Annotated in this window: 21 protein-coding genes; all 21 read right to left on the minus strand. The window is 57.9% G+C overall.

Going from position 1 to position 20,938, the window contains the following annotated elements; translation table 11 throughout:
• Window positions 1-59: 59 nt before the first annotated feature.
• The 21 genes from C8N30_RS12995 to C8N30_RS13095 all read right to left on the minus strand — a co-directional run bounded on the left by C8N30_RS12995 (window position 60) and on the right by C8N30_RS13095 (window position 20,543).
• The gene (locus tag C8N30_RS12995) at window positions 60-1,205 is read right to left on the minus strand and encodes a hypothetical protein (RefSeq protein ID WP_037967915.1); all 1,146 of its coding nucleotides are present in this window, start codon (window positions 1,203-1,205) and stop codon (window positions 60-62) included.
• Entirely contained in the window at window positions 1,175-1,996 is an 822-nt protein-coding gene (locus C8N30_RS13000) for a hypothetical protein (RefSeq protein WP_025062355.1), read from the minus strand. Before C8N30_RS13000 ends, C8N30_RS12995 begins: the two co-directional genes overlap by 31 nt.
• A complete protein-coding gene (locus tag C8N30_RS13005) occupies window positions 1,993-3,729 on the minus strand; it encodes a hypothetical protein (protein ID WP_025062354.1) in 1,737 nt (578 codons plus the stop codon). The genes C8N30_RS13000 and C8N30_RS13005 overlap by 4 nt, the downstream gene beginning before the upstream one ends.
• Before the next feature lies 1 nt (window position 3,730).
• Window positions 3,731-4,300, minus strand: a complete 570-nt coding sequence (locus C8N30_RS13010; protein ID WP_025062353.1) for a hypothetical protein — start codon at window positions 4,298-4,300, stop codon at window positions 3,731-3,733.
• Window positions 4,300-6,804, minus strand: coding sequence for a hypothetical protein (locus C8N30_RS13015; protein WP_025062352.1), 2,505 nt, complete (start codon window positions 6,802-6,804; stop codon window positions 4,300-4,302). The genes C8N30_RS13010 and C8N30_RS13015 overlap by 1 nt, the downstream gene beginning before the upstream one ends.
• Window positions 6,805-6,948: 144 nt before the next feature.
• A complete protein-coding gene (locus tag C8N30_RS13020; RefSeq protein WP_025062351.1) occupies window positions 6,949-7,482 on the minus strand; it encodes a hypothetical protein in 534 nt (177 codons plus the stop codon).
• Window positions 7,483-7,543: 61 nt separating this feature from the next.
• Window positions 7,544-8,122: a hypothetical protein gene (locus C8N30_RS13025; RefSeq protein WP_147419706.1), complete on the minus strand. Its 579-nt coding sequence runs from the start codon at window positions 8,120-8,122 to the stop codon at window positions 7,544-7,546.
• A gap of 235 nt (window positions 8,123-8,357) precedes the next feature.
• Complete coding sequence (locus C8N30_RS13030; protein WP_025062349.1) at window positions 8,358-8,792, minus strand: hypothetical protein; 435 nt, start codon at window positions 8,790-8,792, stop codon at window positions 8,358-8,360.
• Between the two features lie 46 nt (window positions 8,793-8,838).
• Window positions 8,839-9,204 carry a hypothetical protein gene (locus C8N30_RS13035; RefSeq protein WP_025062348.1) on the minus strand — a complete coding sequence of 122 codons (366 nt, stop codon included), beginning with the start codon at window positions 9,202-9,204 and terminating at the stop codon, window positions 8,839-8,841.
• The gene (locus C8N30_RS13040; protein ID WP_025062347.1) at window positions 9,204-10,232 is read right to left on the minus strand and encodes a hypothetical protein; all 1,029 of its coding nucleotides are present in this window, start codon (window positions 10,230-10,232) and stop codon (window positions 9,204-9,206) included. The genes C8N30_RS13035 and C8N30_RS13040 overlap by 1 nt, the downstream gene beginning before the upstream one ends.
• Entirely contained in the window at window positions 10,229-10,432 is a 204-nt protein-coding gene (locus C8N30_RS13045; RefSeq protein ID WP_025062346.1) for a hypothetical protein, read from the minus strand. The genes C8N30_RS13040 and C8N30_RS13045 overlap by 4 nt, the downstream gene beginning before the upstream one ends.
• A 1-nt stretch (window position 10,433) precedes the next feature.
• Window positions 10,434-10,748, minus strand: coding sequence for a hypothetical protein (locus C8N30_RS13050; RefSeq protein ID WP_025062345.1), 315 nt, complete (start codon window positions 10,746-10,748; stop codon window positions 10,434-10,436).
• 102 nt (window positions 10,749-10,850) lie between these two features.
• A complete protein-coding gene (locus C8N30_RS13055) occupies window positions 10,851-11,198 on the minus strand; it encodes a DUF2190 family protein (protein WP_025062344.1) in 348 nt (115 codons plus the stop codon).
• A gap of 71 nt (window positions 11,199-11,269) precedes the next feature.
• Window positions 11,270-13,423, minus strand: coding sequence for a phage major capsid protein (locus C8N30_RS13060; protein ID WP_084273585.1), 2,154 nt, complete (start codon window positions 13,421-13,423; stop codon window positions 11,270-11,272).
• A 64-nt stretch (window positions 13,424-13,487) separates the two neighbouring features.
• Window positions 13,488-15,014, minus strand: a complete 1,527-nt coding sequence (locus tag C8N30_RS13065; protein WP_025062342.1) for a phage portal protein — start codon at window positions 15,012-15,014, stop codon at window positions 13,488-13,490.
• Between the two features lie 3 nt (window positions 15,015-15,017).
• Entirely contained in the window at window positions 15,018-15,539 is a 522-nt protein-coding gene (locus C8N30_RS13070) for a RuvC family protein (protein WP_025062341.1), read from the minus strand.
• 1 nt (window position 15,540) lies between these two features.
• Window positions 15,541-15,789 (minus strand): hypothetical protein, encoded by a 249-nt coding sequence (locus tag C8N30_RS13075; protein ID WP_025062340.1) that lies wholly within the window; start codon window positions 15,787-15,789, stop codon window positions 15,541-15,543.
• Between the two features lie 40 nt (window positions 15,790-15,829).
• The gene (locus tag C8N30_RS13080) at window positions 15,830-16,909 is read right to left on the minus strand and encodes a toprim domain-containing protein (protein ID WP_025062339.1); all 1,080 of its coding nucleotides are present in this window, start codon (window positions 16,907-16,909) and stop codon (window positions 15,830-15,832) included.
• A gap of 173 nt (window positions 16,910-17,082) precedes the next feature.
• Complete coding sequence (locus C8N30_RS13085; RefSeq protein ID WP_025062338.1) at window positions 17,083-19,164, minus strand: terminase gpA endonuclease subunit; 2,082 nt, start codon at window positions 19,162-19,164, stop codon at window positions 17,083-17,085.
• Window positions 19,157-19,804 (minus strand): hypothetical protein, encoded by a 648-nt coding sequence (locus C8N30_RS19370; protein ID WP_025062337.1) that lies wholly within the window; start codon window positions 19,802-19,804, stop codon window positions 19,157-19,159. The genes C8N30_RS13085 and C8N30_RS19370 overlap by 8 nt, the downstream gene beginning before the upstream one ends.
• Before the next feature lie 145 nt (window positions 19,805-19,949).
• Window positions 19,950-20,543, minus strand: coding sequence for a hypothetical protein (locus tag C8N30_RS13095; protein ID WP_025062336.1), 594 nt, complete (start codon window positions 20,541-20,543; stop codon window positions 19,950-19,952).
• Between the last annotated feature and the right edge of the window lie 395 nt (window positions 20,544-20,938).

Below are 20,938 nucleotides of genomic sequence, written 5' to 3' on the forward strand. Positions count from 1 at the left end.
CCGTATATGAGGCTTAGCGTGCATTACACCTGATCGATTCTCTACCTAAGAATGACTTTCTACCTTATTCGTGTGCCCCATGCGTCGAGGGTGATCAGACGGTTGCTGACGGTCCGCACGGACAGCGGGTATTTTACGCTGACGTCGATGATCGCCGGACCGGCGTTCGGAGCGATCTTTGTGACGTCACGCGCGATATTTCGGCCCGCGAGGCCGTCGGAGTCTGATCGTGGTCCGGATCCTCCACGCCCCAAGGCGACGTTGTGACCATATGCGCTCCCGCCAACGGTGTGATCATCCAGACCCAGCTCCGTTTCGCCATATACCGCGCTGGCGGGGCCAAAAATGGAACGCGATGCAATGAACCTTGTGAACGTCCCGATGACGCGACCCTGACCGTCGCGCACGGAGATCAGAAAATCCGTATAATCTGCGTCAGGATGCGGAATAATTATGAGACGACCGTGCGCAGAAAACGCGTCCATCGGGAGCCTCTTCGGGCTGCTGCACTGGGTGAGCTCACTATCCTCCCACTCCTCGTTATATATCCCGGGGGCTCTGACGGTCCCGGTGCCCAGCTCGGGGTCCGGATCCTGGAGCTCCACCACATCGTCGTCGGAGTCGTCCGGTGGGGTCCCGTCCCCGTAAAAGCACAAACATGCGGGCGACATGCTGCCGCTGGGATCGACGTGATTGAACGCCTGATTTGAGAACAGGTCCAGGGCATCTGATGTGACCGCATACTCGTCGGCGTATGGATATGCGATGATCACCTGTGCGCGGGCCGTCGTGATGCCGGTCACAGGCTGCGTCTCCAGAGTCATGTCTTCCGGCCGGATGACCATGGCTGGGTGCGACCTCATATACCACTCAAAGCCCCCTGAAGGGGCTCCAGGGACGTCATAGCCGACCTGCAGCGGTGCCAGCGCATTGAGCTCGACAGAGGGGGCCAGATAGCCGCCCTGGTGAACCCGCAGCGTCTCCCCGAGTGGTGCGGTGCGTTTTTTGAAATCTGATAGTCTGGCTGTCCGCGCCTCGACATGCCCGGCCTTTTTCAGAAGATCCGCGTCACGCTTTCGACGCGCCCGGTTCCGCTTCTTTCGTGCATCCCTCTCCTTGAGGGTCATCAGCCGTCCACCCGCCAGCTTTCGGGCCAGGAATGTCTCGTTTTCCATCACCTGATCCTCGTCATGAAGGCCTGCCATTTTTGGCCCTCAATCGTCAAAAACTGGATGTCGATGAGTGCGTGATCGTTGTCCTCAACCACATCTACCGGGGGCACGGTGACGGTAAGATTGCCCTCTTCGGGCAGGTGCCTGTATCTGATCCCTCCGATCACATGATCTTCGAGCTCAACGGACATAAAATGGATCTCCTCAGATGCCCATGGACCAGCCCAATCCAGAGCCATGACGTCCACCTTGGTATCCGACGCCTCGATGAGTGCCGTAAGGCCCGCTTGATCGCACCTCGCAAGGCCGCGCAGCGCATAGCTGTCATTTTCCCTGGTGTTCATAATGTTCTGTTTTGGCGGGTCGAGGTCAAAGTCCTCATCCTCAAAATCGACGTCCATCAGGCCTGTCGCATACTGACCCAGTTTTATGCCGACAGCTGGCAAGCTGAAGCCCGTGAATGATCCGTCGATTATGGCATGATAGCACGCCAGGACGTCCCACCTGGACGGACTTGCGGCAAGCGGCATGACGCGATTTGTGGAGACCGTCGCAGCGATTACGCCCGAAAGAATTCCAGCATCGACGGACGGGGTGACGTCTCCCTCGTCCAATTTTTTCGATTGAGCGTTGACGGGAAGTGACTCGAGACGCCCGAACAGCTGCCTGCGGTCCGGGGCCCGCGCCTTTTCTGCCTGCTGCTCCCGGGTCTCCATCAGTCGACCGGCCCTCTTTTCTTTGAGATATCTCCCAGGGTTGCTGTTATCCATGTATCGCTCACGGAGTGTCTTTTCAGTCGGGCTTCTGACAAATTTTACGGTCACAGCGTGATCCCTTCTGGCAAGTTTATAATGGTGTCCCCCATCCTGATGGTGACCGGCGGTATGTTCTCAACCGGGACGGGAGACAGGTCCCCAAGATCCATCGAGAAACCCGTTTTCGGCATCTCCGCGTCTGGAAATTCTATCTGGACGAACCGCTCGTCCGTCAGGCCCATCTTGAGCTCCTGCTCGACCTGTCCGTCGATGAGCTCCATCTGCTCTACCATATAGGATGCATCGCGACCGATGACGGCGCTGATGGCGGGCGGGTGGACGATATTGGACATACTGGTGATGTCCTCGTTGATCTGGACGGATGCGAGACCGTCAGGACCGCCTCCGGGCGCCGTAGAGAGACTTTCCGGGTCAGACACGGGGCAGGACAGAGAGAGCGTCACAAGAGACGCCTGATCGACCATAGAGACCTCTATACCGGTGACCTTGCCGACCGCGACGCCGGACGGAAGGCGGGCGTCGTAGATCCTCACCCGGTCTTTCAAAGTGAGGGTCATGGCCGCCGTATCGAAAGTCTGGGCGGTCAGGGTGACGCAGTGCGCGCGCTCAATGGCGATCCGTGCCGCGCGACGGACCATGGCCCGCAGGGACGCGCTGCACTCCGGATTGAATTCTCCAGACCTACTCCAGACGCTCGAATTGACCCCATATCTGGTGATCCAATGCGTGCGTGTGAGTGTGCCGCCACCGATCCCCGGATTTTCGCGGTAGGTCTTGTATGAGTAGGATGATGTGGTTTCGGCAAGTTTTTCAGCGTTCTGGATGGAGGTCTCCTCGGTCACCTGTGAGACCCCTCCGATCTGCTGGATGGCGGCCCTGACATCCACGCGCAGGGTCTCTTGTCGATCCTGAACCGCCTCGACGATCGCCTCAATGGTCATCTCCTCGATCTCGTTCAGCGGATACTCCACAAATTCGGGCTTCGTGATGATACACGTGAAGGGGTCGACCCGCTTTTTATCGGTGTAGACCCGCATTGGAGCGGTGGCCCGGAATTCGGCATTTGTGGATAGAAGCCGGTATCCGCCGTCGAGGGTGATCGTCGCAAGGGCGTCCTTCAGCGCAAGGGGGGTGTATGTCCCTCTCTCGGCCTCCGGAACGCTGATAGAGAAGGCATCCCCCAGATCGACCTTCGCCCACTCCTGATGGCGAAATTCCGTCGTCTCGGTCAGCTCGATTTCATCGATAGGAACTTCGGTCAGGTCGATATCGAGGCCCAGGACGGTTGACACGTCAGGGTCAGCACCCTCACCGTATAGTGTGACAGCGGGCGCGGCGCTGCCCGCTATGGGGTCAAGCGATGGGGTATGGGTTATCGGATCCACGTATACGTCAGACAGCAGGTATGGGGCGGTGCGCCGTGCATCAAGAGACGGCTCCACCCCCTCTGGGACCTCATCGTTTTTCGCCTTAAAGAGGTTGTCGATCCGCTGCGTGTTGTTTGCACCCCGACACACCAGCTCAAGTTCGACCTGCTGGCCTGCCAGCCTCAGTGGGACGCGCATCAGCTGCCCTCGGGCTATTGGCGTGAGGGTCCCGTTGATCTCGAGTGACAGGGTCCCGAACTGCGCCGACGGGATACCGGCCTCCGGCATGATTGCGGTGATGTTGATCGTCCCGGAGTCGCCTTTGATTTGCGAAAACGCGGCACCAAGAATGATCACGTCATCAGTCGCGCCGCCATCCATCCTGAAAATCACGCTGCCCACATCATGCGGCATATCAAACCTCCTCCAGTGATATGGTCCAGGAGGCGGTCGCCGCCGCCTCATCGGAGTCTGTTGTCCAGTCGGTCACAAGGCACGCAAGGACGGGCCGGTAGCGGACCAGGACGACTGGCGTGGAAAACGAAACGGTTCGCTGGACACGCAAAAAGCCTATCCGGTTACCGGCCCTGGCCGTCTGCAGGGGTAGCGGATTTGTCGGCTGTGAGGTCGCGGGGATTTCGACGCCATCATCTGTGATGCCGACCACCTCGATGCCCGCCCTCGGGATTTTTGCGGATACGGCGCCGCCCGGGACGGACAGGGAAAAATGCTCCGAAGGGATGACCTCGCAGTAGCTGCCCAGATCGATCCCGGAGAGGCCCGCCGCCCAGTGATCCTGAACACGGATGTCCACGGAGTATTTCCGGAAGGTGCTTCTGGCCACGTTGACCAGCTCGCCATTGACGGTGCGGCGCAGGTCAGCGGCCTGGCTGATAAGCCTGACGCTTTCGGTGACCTGCCAATCCGCCCACGCGGGGATCGTCAGGGTGCTGATTTTCAGCCTTGTGTATTTCTCATTAATCATCAGTTCCTGCCTCGGTTCGCGCGGGCAACCATCTGGGAGAAGGCGTCAGCGGGGGATACGTCAACCCGCAGCTCTTCGACGCCAAGCTGAAATATCGCCGCCACACTGCCGCCAGCAGCCTGCTGCGCGGGTGCCTGCTGGATTACGGGGGCGATGTAAGGGGCAGCCTGCGGGGCATTGAAGGCCAGATCCTGCTGGATGGTGGCGTTGCGTGATGCCTCCGCAAGCCCCTCGCGCAGGCTCTCCTCGATCCCGGTAAATCCGGTAATGTTTATCTCGGTATCGATGTTGGAGATCTCATTCTCAAGCTCAGACAGGACGCCTCCACGGGCCTCTTCGGCACCACGGCGCGCCGCCTCTACGGCGGCCTCACCACCCTGACGAATAACCTCTTCCGTGTCCGCAATTGCCTGATCAAAGTCGGCGCCACCTCCGAAAATTCCGAAAAGATCATTGATGAAGCCGCCCGCACCGGCGCCTTCCTGCAGCTGCTGGAGGGATGATTTCAGGTATCCCGCAGCGTAAGCCTGGCCATGCTTTTCGGCGGCCTCAACAGTCTTCTGCTCGATTTCTTTCATGCGATCGTCGAGTTCTTTTGTGCTTGTCACTGCTACATAGGTTCCCGCAACGGCGGCGGCGCCTGCCGCCCCTGCCGCAAGGGCCCCGGCACCAACGCCCGCAGCCGCTCCAGCTGCTCCAGCGGCGGCAGTTCTTGCCGCGCCGCCTACTAGACCGATCTTCGTGATTATCGTGCCCAGTCCCGCCAGGGTCAGAGTGAACAGGTCTTTCAGGACGACGCCTACGAACTTGAAGATATCGACAATTCCGGATCCGGTCCGGAAGTTAGGGAAAATGAAACCCAGAACGGCACCGGTGACCTTTCCGAGGATCTTGTCAGCACCGGCCAGTAGTCCAATAACGCCGGTAAGGATCGGCTTCAGCTTCGTCAGGGCGACGCCCATCACGACGAAACCCGCGATCAGACCGGCAGAGCTTAGGTCCACATCGAAAAGCGGCAGGACTGTCCCGGTTACGAAATCCGCAACCGAATAAAATGCATCTTTTACCGTGTTGATGATGGACAGGACCTCAGAGAGGTCTTGGACAAACGCGCTGATACCATCCGAAAGTGCCGTCAGCCACGGGGCGTCCGTCTCACCGGTCGCCAAGAGGTCCAGAACGGATGAAAACGCGCCCGCCAGGGTGTCTCCGAACAACGGGATAGTTTGGGTAGACACGAAATCGGATACGCGCGCGAAGGCGGCCGTGATGCCGTCTATAGCGGGGATCATGGAGGTCTCGATATAGGCCATCCCGCGCTCGAATATCGGCATCAGCCGCTCGATAGCGGGGAGCATGCGAGACTCAACGCTGTCTGAGATACGCTCGAAGGCGGCCAGACCATCCTGAACGTCGGATTTGAGGTCTGAAAACGTCTTTTTGGCCGTCGAAATTCCCTCGTCCATGGCGGTGATCCATGTGGAGTTCGTATCGCCGGTCGCGAGGTAGTCGAATACATCGATCAGGAAGCCCGCGAGGCCGCCAATCGCTGCCGTCAGCTTCGGAGTGATGACGTAGAGCAATTCACCGAAGCTTTCGCCAAGCTCTTCAGCGAGGCCCCGGTATGCCGTGATCCCATCTGTCCGAGCAAATGCGCTATCAATAGAATAATCGCTAAAACCACGGAAAAACGAAAGGCGAAGGCCCTCCCATGCGGCGGCCTCCCGCGTCAAGGCGTTCTTGTGATCGTATGCGGCCCGAACGTCATCTTCCCGGTATCCGACGAGATCCCGGTAAAGCTCGACGCTCTTTTCGAGATCATCAGACCCACCCTCAAGAACCTCAAAAAACAGGGTTCCGGCCTCTTGTCCGAAGAGCTTCTGACTGCCGCGCAGGCCGTCAATGGTTTTTGCGACACCCTCATATCCGGCGGCGATTTCCTTCACGATATCAACCGCGTTATTCATCTCCCTGGTGTCGGGATTGATTATTTCCTGCCAGGTTACGCCGATCTGGGCCAGCTGGCTCTCGGCCTCTTTGCTACCCTCGGAAGCCTCGAACGCGAGATCACGCAGCTTGACCATGACCGCAAGGGCCTGCTCTGCGGATCCTCCGGCACGCTCAAAAGCGAACGAGATACCGTTAAATCCGTCAAGATCATCCAGCGCGCCAACGCTTTTTGCCGCGATGCTCATATCCGAGATCACGTCTGTCGTGCCCTCGACCGTCTGTTTTGCCCTGGCCATCGCGGCCGCAAAGAGGCCCGCGCCAGCGATTGCGGCTCCCAGGGTGATTTTTCCGATCGTCGAGATCAGCTCCTGCACCCGGGAAAGGGCGTCATCGACGCGCTCCCCGAGGCCACCGAAGCCCTCGGCCGCACGCTCTGCAGATACCTGGATCTCACGGCCAGTGGAGGAGCTCTCGCCGCGCACCGATGCGAAGGCGGCCCGGATATCGTCCAGGCCGGTGGCCGAGAGGGTAATTTCGATATCCGGTTTTGCCATTTTAGATTTCCTTCTGGATCTTTTGCCAGACCTCTTCACCCGCGTGGGCCAGCTGGTATGCACCGGCCATGTCGAGTTTTCCCATCATCCTGTCCCGGGGCAGCTGAGCATGTATTGCCCATACCTGCCGGGGGGACATTTTGATCACCGCTTCGAGGCCGTGGCCCGCTTGCGCGACTTGGTAGACGACGCCACCGATCCACTCGTCGAGGGTGATTTTTTCACCGCTGCCGCTGCGGGATGCAGGATCTTGTCGCCGGTCACTGCCTTCACCTGTGGTGCTTTCGTGGGTGCCATTTCGGCCCTTGGCAAACGCGCGCCAAAACGGTCCAAAAAACCCTGCACACCTTTTGGCATGCTGACCTCGACTGCGGTAAGAATTACATCGAAGAGATCACCGGGGGCCAGGCTTCTTACAACAGCCTTTTCTTCGTCTGTGTCAGCATGAGTGGCCGAGAGGGCAAACTGAACCGCGACTTCGGGGAAGCGGACAGCGATACTACGCACATCGAGAGTCATGCCGCCGGCGAATGCATCGGCGACCTCCGGATGACGCCGCATCAGGTCGGTGATCTGATCAACCGAAAGGGGAAATACGGCGATCTTGCCGCGTTCGATCTCCACGATCGTGAAGGGCGCGGGCGCAAGGTCAAGAATGCTTGGTGCTTTTGTGGTCATTTTTATTTCTCCTGGGATGGGGTTTGGGTAGGCCCCGCGCATGGCGGGGCCTGCATTTCGATCAATTGTCGAGGATGCGATCAGTTTCGATACCGAAGGATCCATCATCGCGGGGGACGATAATCCCGTTCAGCTGCACGCCTTCCGGGTCCGATCCTGCCGCAATAAGGGACCGCGCGCTCTCTGCAGTCAGGATGACCTCATCGAGCTCAAGCATGCCCTGTGCGCCGTCGCTGTTCATCGGGATGAAGTCGATACCGCACCGCAATCCGCTGCCTTTACCGATAAAGGAAATGAAGCCGTTGGAGATCTGGACCGTGTCGTAGGTATATGTGAAGTCGGGGAACATCTCGGTCGTCTCAAACCAGCCGATACCACGATCAACCGTGTAGTCCTCGCCAGGGATAAGAGGCACACCATCCGAACTGAACGTGACGTTCTCGATCCCGCGATGTGGGAGTTTGTGCAGGCCAGGCTCAACATCTCCCAGAGATCCCGTGATCCCCACTTCGGCCATCTGATTTTTGACGCCTTCTTCACCGAGCATGGACGCAGTGCGAACGATTGGGATATGCTTCATAACCATCACGGAGAATGCAAATTCCTTGCCGGAAATACGGTCAAAGACCGTTGTGGGCACAGGGAATGCCTTCGATTTCCGTTTAGATTTTTCGAGAGTCGGCGTGACGGAACAGTTTTCACAGTCATCCAAAGAGATGCCAGGGCCATAAATATATGGCTTAACATCGTTCAGAATGGGGCGAAGGATGAGAGTTCCAAGACTTGCGGTGTATAGCGCATTCGAGGGGCGAGAGAATTTCCAAGACATTGTTATGCCTCCATTTCGTTGTGGATTTGGGTTGATTTCGACATGCTCATGAGTCCATCAGATCGTTGATTTCATGCTGATATGTCATGACGTTTGCGATCCGGATGACGTCGCCAATGTCGTGCTCCTGACGCTCGCCCTTAGGTTCCAGCGCGACGTGATTGTTGTTGATGCAGAGGCCGATTTTGCGGGCCAGGGCGTTTGACCTGTCGGACGCAATCTCCTCCTCTTCGGGAGTGACCGCATGCAGCAAGATGGACGCCACGATCTCGACGGTGATTAGCCTTTTCAGGGGCGCACCGGTCATTCCGGTGCTTTTCCCATTGACCCGTGAGGTGGTCTCATCCGGAACGTAAACGATGATCACCTCATCGAAACTCGGGTCAACCTCACCAAGAAGATTGACGTAGACATTCACGTCCGGAAAAGCTTCCGACAGGATGTCTTTGATCTGATCTTTAATCTTGGTGCGCGGGTGCATGTGACTGCCCTTGGATCTATTCAGGGCACTGTATCAGTTTGTAAAATTAGCCACCGCGTAGTGAGCCGGAAGACCGGAATTGGCAATCAACGAAGACCTTACGGTCATCTCTTGGATCCTGAATGGTCATCGTCTCGCCGTCGATATCGATGGTGGCCCCGAAAAGGTCTTTCCGGATGTCGGTGATGCCACCGGCGATCAGCTGTGACCGGACCAGGTCGATCTTGGATTTTCGCATCGCCTGACGCGCCCCCTGGGGGGTGACGGCGGCTTCGAATATGACAGGCGTATAGATGCCATCGACGAGGATCGTTCCGTGGTTTTTGGTGACGACCTCATATGTCACCCCGTCGCCAAACGTGCTCGCCATAATGCCACCCGCCATTTCGCAGATGCTGTCATACAGGTTCATCAGGTGCCCCCTTGCGCGATAGAACGGGCCTTGAGGGTCAGGCCGTTGATCGTTGCCGGTGTCAGGCTCGCCGATGGCAGCGTGAAACTGTGGATCTTTGGTGCGTATCCGGGTGTAATCGTATGCTGTGCCGTGCCACCGACCTGAAGGCCGAGAGACTCGAGGGCAAGCTCCGCAGACGCGGCGCCCTGGCCGTTTATGGCAGCCAAGCGGTAGACCATTTCCGCATCCACGATCTCCGCATCAACCGCCGTATTTGACAGGTCAAAATCGCGCCATGCGTTATCGATGATGGGAACGCCGGTTGAGTCCCGTGCCGGACCAACGCCCAGGTTCGAGATTGGCGTCAGGAGATACTCGATATCCAAGGGTCCGACAGGATCCGCCCCGCTGTCCTGCGGATCATAGCAGAAGACGTTGGACACCATCGGAAAATCGCTCGATCGAACGGCGAAAGTGTGGATGGCGGCCTCTCCGAAAGTCAGGGCCTGAAATCCGGACAGTATGCGATCCCGGGGGTAGTTGTGTGTGATCGACAGGGCCCCGTTGATGTAGACACGCGTATTGGCGATTCCCTCACTGTGATCCGTGATGATCTCGATATGATGTGTCTGACCAGGAGCGACAGGCGCACCAGACGCCAAAAGGACCGAGTTCACTGCGGATCCGGTGGGACCGGTCAGGATATCATAGTATAGGCGCGGTGTGAGGCCGTTGATGTTGAGATAGACCCCCTTCGGGGACTCTCCTGACGTGCCGCGGTTGCGGCTCGCATATCCGGCAGGGTTGAAACCGATGATCGTTCCTGCGCCATCGGCCGGGATCCTGACGTCAGCAGACAGGGCGACCCGGGATGTGGGCGTGAATGACCTGGTTGCAAGCGACTCCGCGTTTCCGTTTGAGCCCCGGAGCTCGGACAGTGCCGGGGTGCTGTGGATCAAAATTGGAGCGCGCCCGAAGGTCCAGTTTTGGGCCAGGTCTGCGGCGTCTGCGTATTGCTTCCAGCCCTCTGCGAAGATCTTTTTCATGATGCTGGCCTCCTTTTCGTGATTTGCACGGCTGCCATCGTCATGTTTGGCGTGCCGGTCCTGTTGGCCTTGCGGGTAACCTGCATAGTGGTCGCGTTAATGCGATATTGCGGGGCCGCACCGGCGTCGTAAATGGTGACGGGCCTGCCGCCGGATGCGGCCTTGGGTGCGGTGATGAGTGCGCCGACAGAGATCAGCATGTTACACCAGAGGCGTGATATGGACGGCGGCGGCAGAGGTCACCCCATACGCGCTCACGGTTGCGCCGGGGCCGACGATCCGGTGAAATGGGACCCCGGCCGCCAGATACATGGATCCTGCGGCCGGGCCAGCGTCGCCAATAAGGCTCACGTAGGCGTCTGCGGTCGCCGTGAACAGGTAGACGCCCTCGGGCAGATCTATGGGACCTGTAGCGGCCCCAGATGAGGCCTGCACGCGGATACCTGCGGCATCGTCATATGCGGCGATTGGGATTGAGCGACCATTACTGTCGCGGGCCGATTTTATGTAGGTCATTTGGATAGGCACTCGTGTTTGATTTGATGTTGCGCGACGGCAGGGAGAAACGGTCTACCGCCGCGCGTATCCCCGGAGGAGGCCGCCCCTCCGGGAAATTGGTTATGCGTTGATCTTGACGTGGACCTGAGCCTCGCCACTTTCAGCGGCTCCGCCGATGTAGGCGATACCTGCACGCATGTAGGGCACGGGTGCGTCCGGATCTCCGTCATCCGATGCGGAGGTCAGGAAAGCGCCCTCCCAGAAGATCTCGTCGCCGGTCTCGACATCTGCAACGGTCAGGACCGTGGTGCGGTAGACGCCCTCGGTTACCAGGACGAACTGCTGGCCTGCGGCTGCGGAGGTCTGGGCAAAGCCAATCAGACCGCCCTTTGCGTATGCCTCGCCCGACTCAACATCGCGGTCCGCAACGAGCGTGACGGTTGTCCCGTTTGTGCTGTGGTTTTTCATATTCTCGGTCTTTCATGTGGTGAAAATGGGGGGGAGTCCCCAGTGCCATGACGGCGCCGGGGAGTATTTTATCAGCCGTTGCCGGTCGACTTGACCATACCGCGGTGATCGATAGGCGCGGCGCCGATGTCGATCGATGCGATGTAGTCGATCGACTTGGTGTAATGGTTCGGGATGGTCTCAAGCGAGACTCCCTCTGCACCTTCCAGCGTTGCCAGTTCGAGCGTGTTGATCCGCGTAGGAGCGGCACTCATGAACCACTGGTTGCCCTCGATACGACTATCAGAAACAAGCGTCAGGCCTGCCTTGTTGAACGGGTTGACACCATCAACGGTGACGGGGCTGGTATCCGACAAGAGCTGTTCGGCCTCGGTCAGGATATCGCCGCCAACGATCAGAACTGCAGGGCGGACCGTAATCCGACGACCGTCCAGGGACGTCTGTGCCATCATCATCTTCCGAGCGTCAGAAAGACCCTGAATAGACAACGGGGTGTTGATCAGGTTTTTGTGCTTGTTGTGGAAAACCGTCAGGCCATCGGCCATAATGTATTCCTTGACCAACAGATCATAGATCATGTCAGACTCCGCTTCAGCAGCACTCACGCCGAAACCCGTAAGCATGTCGCCGAAAGCGTCGAGATCATCATTCACGATCATTTCGCGGGACAGGGACATACCGATGGTTTCGTTGAAGAGTGCGAGCTCCTCTTTGCTTGCGCCCATGGTGCCAAATTCGACCTCGGCACGCTCAGCGCGGCGACGGAAGCCAGGAGCATCCCCGAGGCGGTGACGTTCTTGCGGCTTGTAATCGCGCAAAGTGACACGCTTGACGAACGGGTCAAAAGAAGGAGGTTCGCTTTCATAACCGGTCAGCAGGGTCTTGTTTGCGGACGCGCTCAAGATGCCGACGAAGTCAGACGAAGTGTGACCGCCAAATGCGTTACGCTGCATTGCCGCACTGATTACGGCCTGTTTGCTCGTCAGGCCACGCGCGGCTGCACCAAGGCTGCGCTTTGCAAGGTCGTAGAGCGTCAGATCCATCAGGCCACGTGCCAGTTCGGAGGGCTTCCCCCCGGTCATTTTTGCGTGAAGGACGTCAACTGCGCGCGCGCCAAACTTTTCGCTTGCCTCAACACCGACACGACCACGCACGCCACTCAGGGGCTTGGTAGAACGATCAGCCATCCGGCGCATCGCTGCGCGACGGAACGTGGACACCTTCGTGCCGCGCTTAACATGAGCGGCAACGGCGGACGTCGGGACCTTGCACCGGGTTGCGATATCCAGCATTTTGGAAAAGCGATTACGCGCCGCCTCAGCGGCAGCCGCGCCGTCAGCAGGAACCTCGGCCTCTTCTTCCTCGTCCTCTTCGATTTCGTCGACAAGTTCGGCCAGTTCTGCCTCGATCACGGCGGCACCCTCGGTGACGATGGTCTCGACTTCAGCGTCGATTTCGCCGTCATCGATTTCAGTTTCGAGTGTCTCCTCCAGAGTTCCGATGATCTCCTCGATGGTCTCGCCACCGATCAGCTCCTCGTCGATTTCCTCTTCCATTTCCGTGATTGCGGTCTCGGAGGCGCGGCCTTTAGGCTTTGCACGCTTCGCCGGAACGGGGTTCGTCGGGTTCTTCTTCTTCAGTGCAGCTGGCATTGCCTGGCTCCTCGTTTTTTTTGTGGGGGTTGTGATTGCGTTCTTGATCTTGCGCCGGACGGTGCCCTTGGCGGGCGCCGGGAGGCTGCGGAATTGCGAGTCCGGATCGGCGGGGATGTTGACCAGGGAGATTTCCGTGGGCTCCCATTTCGTGATCTTGCGGACGTTTTCTTCGCCAGCGACCTCGGACACCTCATACTCGTATGGGATGTATCCGACCGACACCGTATTGATGACGCCCGCTTTGATGTCTCCGATGATCTCTTTGATCTCTGTCCTGGTCGACATTTTGCACAGGACAACGGCCTTATCGCCCTCAATCCAATGATCGATTACGCGACCTGCGGGCAGGCCGTCGTGGTTATGATCAATGAGAAGTGGAACCGCATTTTTTCCAAGGCGGTCCGTAACGATGGCATCCTCGCTGATCACAAGACCCTCAAGATACTCCTCGCCGGTCATCCAGTCGTAACGCTCGACGCGTGCGCCTATCGAATAGACGATCTCGACCGTGCCATCCTCTTCGTTATAAGAGGCTGAGCGGGTCTTCATATGGCTGGTCTTTCTGGTCATATTGCCGATATCCGTTTTGTTGTCAGGAACATATCAGGTTTGAAAATTTGCCACCGCGTAGTGACTACGGGCCTCCACCCCATGGCTCTGGGGCTTCCTCTTCGAGAAGCTTTTCCAGTTCCTCAAACGAAAAATCCCCGAACATTAGATTGACCTCGGCGTCGCGCGCACGCTTGCGCTCCTCCTTTATCTCGGCCAGTTGTTCCTCGGGATCCTTGCCCTCGGCGAGGCATGCCTGTGACCAACTTAGAAGTCCGGACTGCAGCTTCTTGATAACAACCGAGATCTCTTTCTCGGGCTCGAGAACCTCACGGGCGGGGGCTACAAGGGTGATCGTGGAAGTAACGGATTTGCCAGTGTTGATTTCGTAGATTTTCTTGAGACGCTCGACGGTCCGCATAATCCATGGGTAAATCGTGTGTGCCCTCGTGCAATCTACGCCCCGATTAAATTCGGAAGCGTCGGATTTGGTTGTCCCGAACTTCTGTCCGTTTGTGTCACCACTGATCTGCGAATAGGTGACACCATATGCGACCGCACAGGATTGCATGGAGATCCGCATGTAGTCCGTAAATCCGGCTACTGAATTGATCGAGAACGGCACCAGCTGCTTGCCAGGTGGCAGCTCCGGGAAAGTTCCGGGTGCGACCTCTTCAATCATCTGGAGGGACCAGCTACCATCATCGTTCTCAACCGCGTTAGAGCCGAAGGGCTGATCGTCGCCGCCGCCATCGCCGAGATTGAAATCATCATCGTCGGAGCCGATTGCTGACGTGATCACGCCCTGGAAGTTTGCTTCTCCCTTGGCCTTCTGAACGGCGGCAAACATGAGTTCAGAGCGGTCCTGATTGACCAAGAACGACGTCGCACCACGCGGCATGCCGCGCAGTTCTCCGCCATGCTGGATCTCCATCATATGTGCGACATCTTCGACGGGGACGAAGCGGGATTGGTTCACGCCCCATGGTGACGAGACTGCGTCGAGTGTCTCTTTGATGTGGTAGCCGACGATGCGTCCGGATTGGTCGACCTCGACCCCGGAGTGGACCTCGTTATTTTTGTATTTCGGTGTGGCCATATCCTCCAGCTGGGAGGCGTCGATCAGCTGCGTCGTCAGGTGCAGCTTGTCGTCTTTGTATTCCACCCGATAGATGATGAAACTATCCCCGGCCCGGAACATGCCACGCGATGCGACGGCTTGCGTGCCGTAGAAATTCAGGCGGCCCTCGTAATCGGACGATGTGGAGCTGAACCAGTTATTAAGGAATGCCTCAAATTCGGAGTCGCCTTTTACGGACACCCGGATGCCGGTCCCGATGTGATGAGATACCAAAACCTGAACGGCGCGCCGCGCGTGTGGATTGTTGTCGACCAGATCGCACGAAACGCGACGGATAAATGATAAGGCCGCAGGCACGGACTCAATCATGGGTCCGCTGATCGGCCACTCATCCGCTGATGCAAAGTTCTCCGGGCGGCGATATCCGCGCCCCATGGTCCGTGGATCACGTTGCTGCGGGTGCCTACGACGTGCGGCCTGATGAGGCTTGCGCTTGCGTGCCCTGGCGATGTTGAAGCCGAAAATCTTCATGCCTTAGATGACCTCCATCTCGTCAGCTGCGGCCAAGGCCCGCTGGTAATATGCGGCGACAAGGAGGGCCTCGGCCCTCCCGTCATCCATCTGTCTTTTGAGTTGTTCACCGGCCACGTCAGGGAAGATCTGGCGGGCCATCTCGAGGCTTGCGCGCTTCTTGTCCGCGTCTGTGACACCCGCACCGAGGATCAGGCCGAAAGGCACCTTCCAGACGCCGGGCGCCACAAGATGGAGCGAGGGGCGATTGGCGTAAAGCTGGCAGGCCGCAATAACGGCACCATACCCCTGTGCGAATTTCCACATACTTGAGCGTTTGTCCGTATGTCGCGGGCCGACCTTCTCGAGGATGATGACGTCAGGCTGCCACCGCTTCAGAAGGCCGTATATGGACAGGGGGCAGACCACCTTTACGTCACCGGAATATCCGGTCGGCATGTCCTCCAGACCGATGACCTCATCAGTCACCGGATCGATGCACGCAAGCGCACCGGAAAATCCCGGATCGATGCCAACGACCCTCACCTCACCGCCTCATACGCGTTTTGATACGGCGTGATGGGCGCGTCGTGGTCATGAATTTGTGAGGGGAAAGGCCGAGATATGCGCGAAGCTCCCGGATCATGGTCTTGAGCTGATCACGTGGCAGCAGGGACAGCGTATTGCCATCATGCGAAACGCTGCCAGCGGGACTAAAGTAGGCCACCTCGGCCTGCTTCAGCTTCGCCATCAGCTCGTCGGCCGAAAGGCCGTATGGTGTGATATCTGTGCTCATAGCGGCATGATATCAGATCATTATTTTTGCCACCGCGTAGCTACGGAGACGGGCTGTCGTCGCTCTCCACCGGTTTCACAACGTCATTCCAGTCCTCACGGAAGCCGTCAGGTGCATGATAGTAGGCGCGCACACCCTTGTAGTATTTACGGGCGGGACCTGTCAGCGTCTTGTCGCGGCCGACCTGCAGGCGCGTGAGGGCCTTGCCCGCGTAAACCATGCCTGCGGGGTCGTTGTCGGTCACGATAATCACCGTGTCGATGAGGTCCTGATCGATCATATCGCGGATCATATCGATACACATCACCTCGGTCCCGGAACGCAGGGCGAAAAGATGGCGTCCCTCATCGCAGGGGTGCAACCCATCATATGCCAGAACATCAAGGGGGGACTCGCCCACCACAGCCGTCTTGCCCATGATATGTGGCCCGGAGGACCTCCATACGCCGTTGTGGGTGCCCCTCTGGTATCTCTTGCCGCCCCCGTGCAGGACGATGGTTTCATGACCTCCGTGGACAATCTCACCGTCATCAAGTCGGACGAAATATGGAAAGCGGATGTTCCCGCTGCCGGAGCCTGAAAGGCGCATGGAGCGCCTGTGAATCTCGGATACCGAATGCAGCCCCCGACGTCTCATGAGATTTGGGGTGAAATCGGGATCACTCCATATCAGGGATCCGGCCTCGAAAACGGCCTTCGCCTCGGCGTATGTCATCTTCTTATTCTCTTCGTTGATCGTTTCAGACTGGAGGACCTGAGGGACTTGAGAAGACTCGGTGGAAGGGACTGGGGGAAGGGAAGAGGGGTTTTGTGTCAGGGGTTTGGTGGAGAAGTTTTCAGGGGCCTGATTGCCAAGAATGGAGCGAAGAAGGCGGCGTGCATCACCGAATTTTCCGGCTCCCACCTCGATCAACGCGAGATCCAGGATGGTTCCGAATTTCTTGTTTTCGTCCTTGTAGCGGTAGATGCCGCCGCGACCCTTGAATGTCTCGATGTTCTCTTTGCCCTTCTGGAATTCGTCCTTGTTCTTAGTTGGATGCCACCCGAGAGCCGGGAGGAATGTCGCAATGGGGGTTGTCTTGAAGAGGTCGAGTTCCGCGTCTGCGTTGATGACGTTCATTTTATTGATCCTTGCTACGTGTGCAGGATCAAAATGCCTCTTTCGATTGTCTCACGCAGATGACCCGGACGAACAAACCGGAAATTGTGCGCGGCCAATGTGATATTCGGCGCGTAAAGCATGTCCAACCATATAAAAATAAAGGGTATCCAGATTGTTCCGTATTTCCTATTTTACCTGCGTCCGTATGGCCTGCCGCGCTGGCCGCCTGAAGGTCTCCCGACGACATTCATCCGTTTGCGCTTTGGTGGCGCCGCCTGTGGCTGTGCGGCCTGTGTGGCGTAAACGTCGGTTTCGGCGGTCGCGATGGCGGCGGCGGGGGCCGTCATAATCAGGCGGTTCATCTTTTCCGGGCTGATGCGACGTGCGGCCTCCAGGGCGGCCTTGGCATAGATGAAGGCGTCGGCCGCATCCTTCCGGACATGCTTGGCCCTCACGAGCCACCTCATGACGTTCTTCCCCCCGGAACGGATCCTCTTCTTTTCGTAATTCGTCATCTGGTCGAACCATTCCTCACCCCGATCTGCGGGGACGTGGATGAAGCCCGGACCGGGCTTGGTCTTGGATTGGCATGATGCCAGCCAGTCACGCGCCGCCTGAACGCCGACCATGTAGACCCATGCGCCGTTGCGCTTTGCGGCCGTCCGCATGTTGCCAGATGATGGCCAGATGGGCGAAAGGGTGCCCTGATCTGATGCGCCTTTTATTGCGAAGACGTTAAGCCGCTTCCGGCGGCTGGCATATGACGTGACCGCATCGATCACCGCGCCGCCCTGTTCAGTGTCGCCACCCGTATCGATGCAGGTGGCCATGATGCGCAGGGTTCGACCATCTTCCGTCAGGTAGTCGGCCATGAGGATCTCGTCCAGCTTCGCCCATACGTCGCCCTCGGTAATGTCCCCGAAAATCATCTCATGGGAAAGGGACCAGATCTCATCACCCGCGCCGAACGCAAGGGTGGATACCTCGAGGCGTCCGAGACCCTTCTTGCCCTGAGGCTGCACATCCACCCCCACGAAGACCGCAAGCACCTGCGCCGGGATCATCGTCCAGGGCTGCTCGACCCGCAGGCGGAATTGTTCGGGGTCAACCTCGATCTGATCGCCATCATCTTCCGGATCCCAGATCCGAGCGAGCTTCGAATTCGTGAAATTCTGCATCTTGCCCGGGTTGTTCTTCGAGTCCTGAAAGGAGCGGATCAGATCGGCAACAGAACGGCGTGGATGATACAGTTCCCATGCCCAGAAACCGGCATGCCTGTTGCTTACCCTGCGTTCGCCACAGGTCTTGCACACGGCACGTCCGATCTTATCCCAGCGTTTCTCGACTTCCGGATCCTGAGCCTCATCGCAGCAGCTGAAGGGGCGCGTCTGGCGCCATTTGATCTTGCCCTTGGTCGTGAGGACCTTGACCCTCTGGGCCTCGGTCCACGCAACGCCACATATACCGCAGTTGTAGGCGGCATCCTCGGGGTCTCCGTCCTTTTCGACGTTTTCCCACCGGTAGTAATCCCAGTCTTTGCAGTGGGGACATTTCACATACGGCTTGCGGCGGTCGCTCTTCATGTATTCGGCCATGATCGGGCTATCCGCGTCCGTTGGGGTGCTCATCCGGATGGACAAGTCCTCACCTGTGAAGCCCTTCAGGCGTTCATCGATCAACGCAACCGCATCGCCATCCCGCGTCATCTCGAATTTGTCGACCTCATCCATGAATACGACGCCCGCCGAACGGCTCGCGGTGTTGGCCGGGCTGTTGGCCGTGAGGATCTCGACATATCCACCGGGGAATGTCTTCTTGGAGTGAACGAACTTGTCGTTCTTCCTCTCGATCGCAGCACGTCCACCCCAGAGGGCCGCCAGCTCGGGCGTCTCCTTGATCATGGGGTCAAGCTTGGAGTCAACAAAGGCGTCCACCGTCGTTTCGGTTGGCTCATAGACAAGGATGGGACGCGGGTTCAGGTGCATGAAATACCCTATCGCCGTTTCGCCCGTCGAGGTCTTGAAGATCTGCGCAGATGCCACGCCAGAGATCACCCTGACGCCCAGTTCGGTGATCGCATCCATAGGTCCACGTGCGACCTCATAGGTGGACGTCTCCCATTGCCCCGTGACGGCGGACGTCTCGGAGGGGACCTTGCGGAACATGTCGGCCCATTCGCTCCCCGTAACATCGGGAGGCGGATCCATTGCCCGGTTACGGCGATGCGCGATGGCCTCGCGCAGTTCGTCCTGGGTGGCGAGCAGTTCAATCATCGTCCACGTCGTCTTCCTCATCATCCTCAAGATCGACCTCTTCAAGAGGAAGCGGATCGTGAACTGATGTTGACGGATCACCACCGGCGCGCCTGATGACGCTCTCCGATGTGGACAAGTTGCCCATGGCTTTTCGGATCTCCTCCTGGATGACGTGACGCACGATGACCGGATCATCCTCGGCCGCCAACTTGACATTCACCCGGGACGGGATGGAGTTCAGGCGCGAACGTGTGCGCTCGTAATCCTCCTCGATAACGTCGGCGATCGCATCTACTGCGACCAGGGAGCCCAATTCTTTTCGTGCAGCCGCTTGCCGGAGGATCGCGCGGAAATGCCAGTCCGCCGCCTTCGCCGTGCCCTCATCATACGGCTGACCATCACCGATCAGACCAGTGACGGCCTCGTCCTCTTTCCACCGGATCACGTCGGCGATTTTTACGGTGTCCATACCCGCACCCTGTCCGCCGCCACCCGCGCGATACGGACATCCACGCGCCAGCCACTTGCGGATCGCCTGCGGAGTTATGCCGATAACGGCAGCAGCGTCCTTGATCGACATGGATCCGTCAGCGCGCAACCTGATTGGGGTGCCAAGTTGTGTGATATTTTCCGGATTTTTGTCCGTTTTTTCTGACATTTTTCTTCTTTCTAATCGCTGACAAACAACCCAGATTTTTTCAGCTTATACGTCGCGACAGGTCGAGCCCCTTCGGCCTTGTTGTATTTTTTTACCCCTAAAGAGGACCCGCTCATAAATATATGATTTATAACAATTTTCATTGTCACATTTTATTTCCAGGCTTGGCGATCTCTACCTCCGAGATGCGCTCAACAAGGCCCGGGATCGTCTCCCTCCAGTGCTTTTTGAGGCCCAAACTTGGGCGCCTGGCGGGGCTGTCCTGGAAGCGGACCATCGTCTTGTAACCGAAACCGCGACGCTCAAAGATCCCCTCGTAGTCCATCTTGGCGCCACGAGGTTTACCGACAAAATATCTTCCGGACCGCGTCAAGGCCTCGAGGGATGCACCGGTTGTCTGGAACTTCGGGAGCAGGCGGCCTTGTGCGTCCATTGCTTCAGGTGCGACCGGTTTGCTGATACGACGTGCGGGGGTGCCATATTCGCGCCCCACAAGCCCTCCAAGGCGATCTGGGGCGATATAGAGGCGTGCATCAGGTCCTTTGCCCAGCATGTCGACACGGGCAACGTCAGACGCCACAACACGAGGATCTGGCCGCCTTATGCGTGTCCTGATGTATGATGGGGTTTCGATCCTTGCGGCCTCTGCTGTGCCTGCAACGGTCGATGTGGCCACGCGCACGGTGATGACCTCAGCTTTACGGAGACGGGCCAGAAGTTCGCGGTCGGAGTATTTCATGGGCGGCCTCCAGGAAAAGAAAAACCCGGAGCCATGCGGCCCCGGGTCAAGTTGGGTGTCATCTTGCACGTAACAATCGGACAATAGCACATCCGGAATATCGCCACCGCGTAGTGAGGGAACCGGTCCAGTTTTGCCATTTGTGACAAAATGACAAAGATGACAGTTTTTTCTATATCAGCCGTATACGGTATTTTTCTGTTTTTTCTCCTCCCGCGCGTATACGGTCTATATAGGATTTTTTGTCATTTTTGTCATTTTGTCATAGATGCCGCTTTTTCGAGTTGTTTAATTACCTAAGTTTTATCTGTTCTTTCCAAGTCCCTTCCACCGAGTCTTATCCAGTCTTTTCAGGTCCTCGAGTCTACGCGGCGGTCATATTACAAAGTCGTTAT

Source organism: Sulfitobacter guttiformis, assembly GCF_003610455.1.
GTDB classification, from domain to species: Bacteria; Pseudomonadota; Alphaproteobacteria; order Rhodobacterales; family Rhodobacteraceae; genus Sulfitobacter; species Sulfitobacter guttiformis.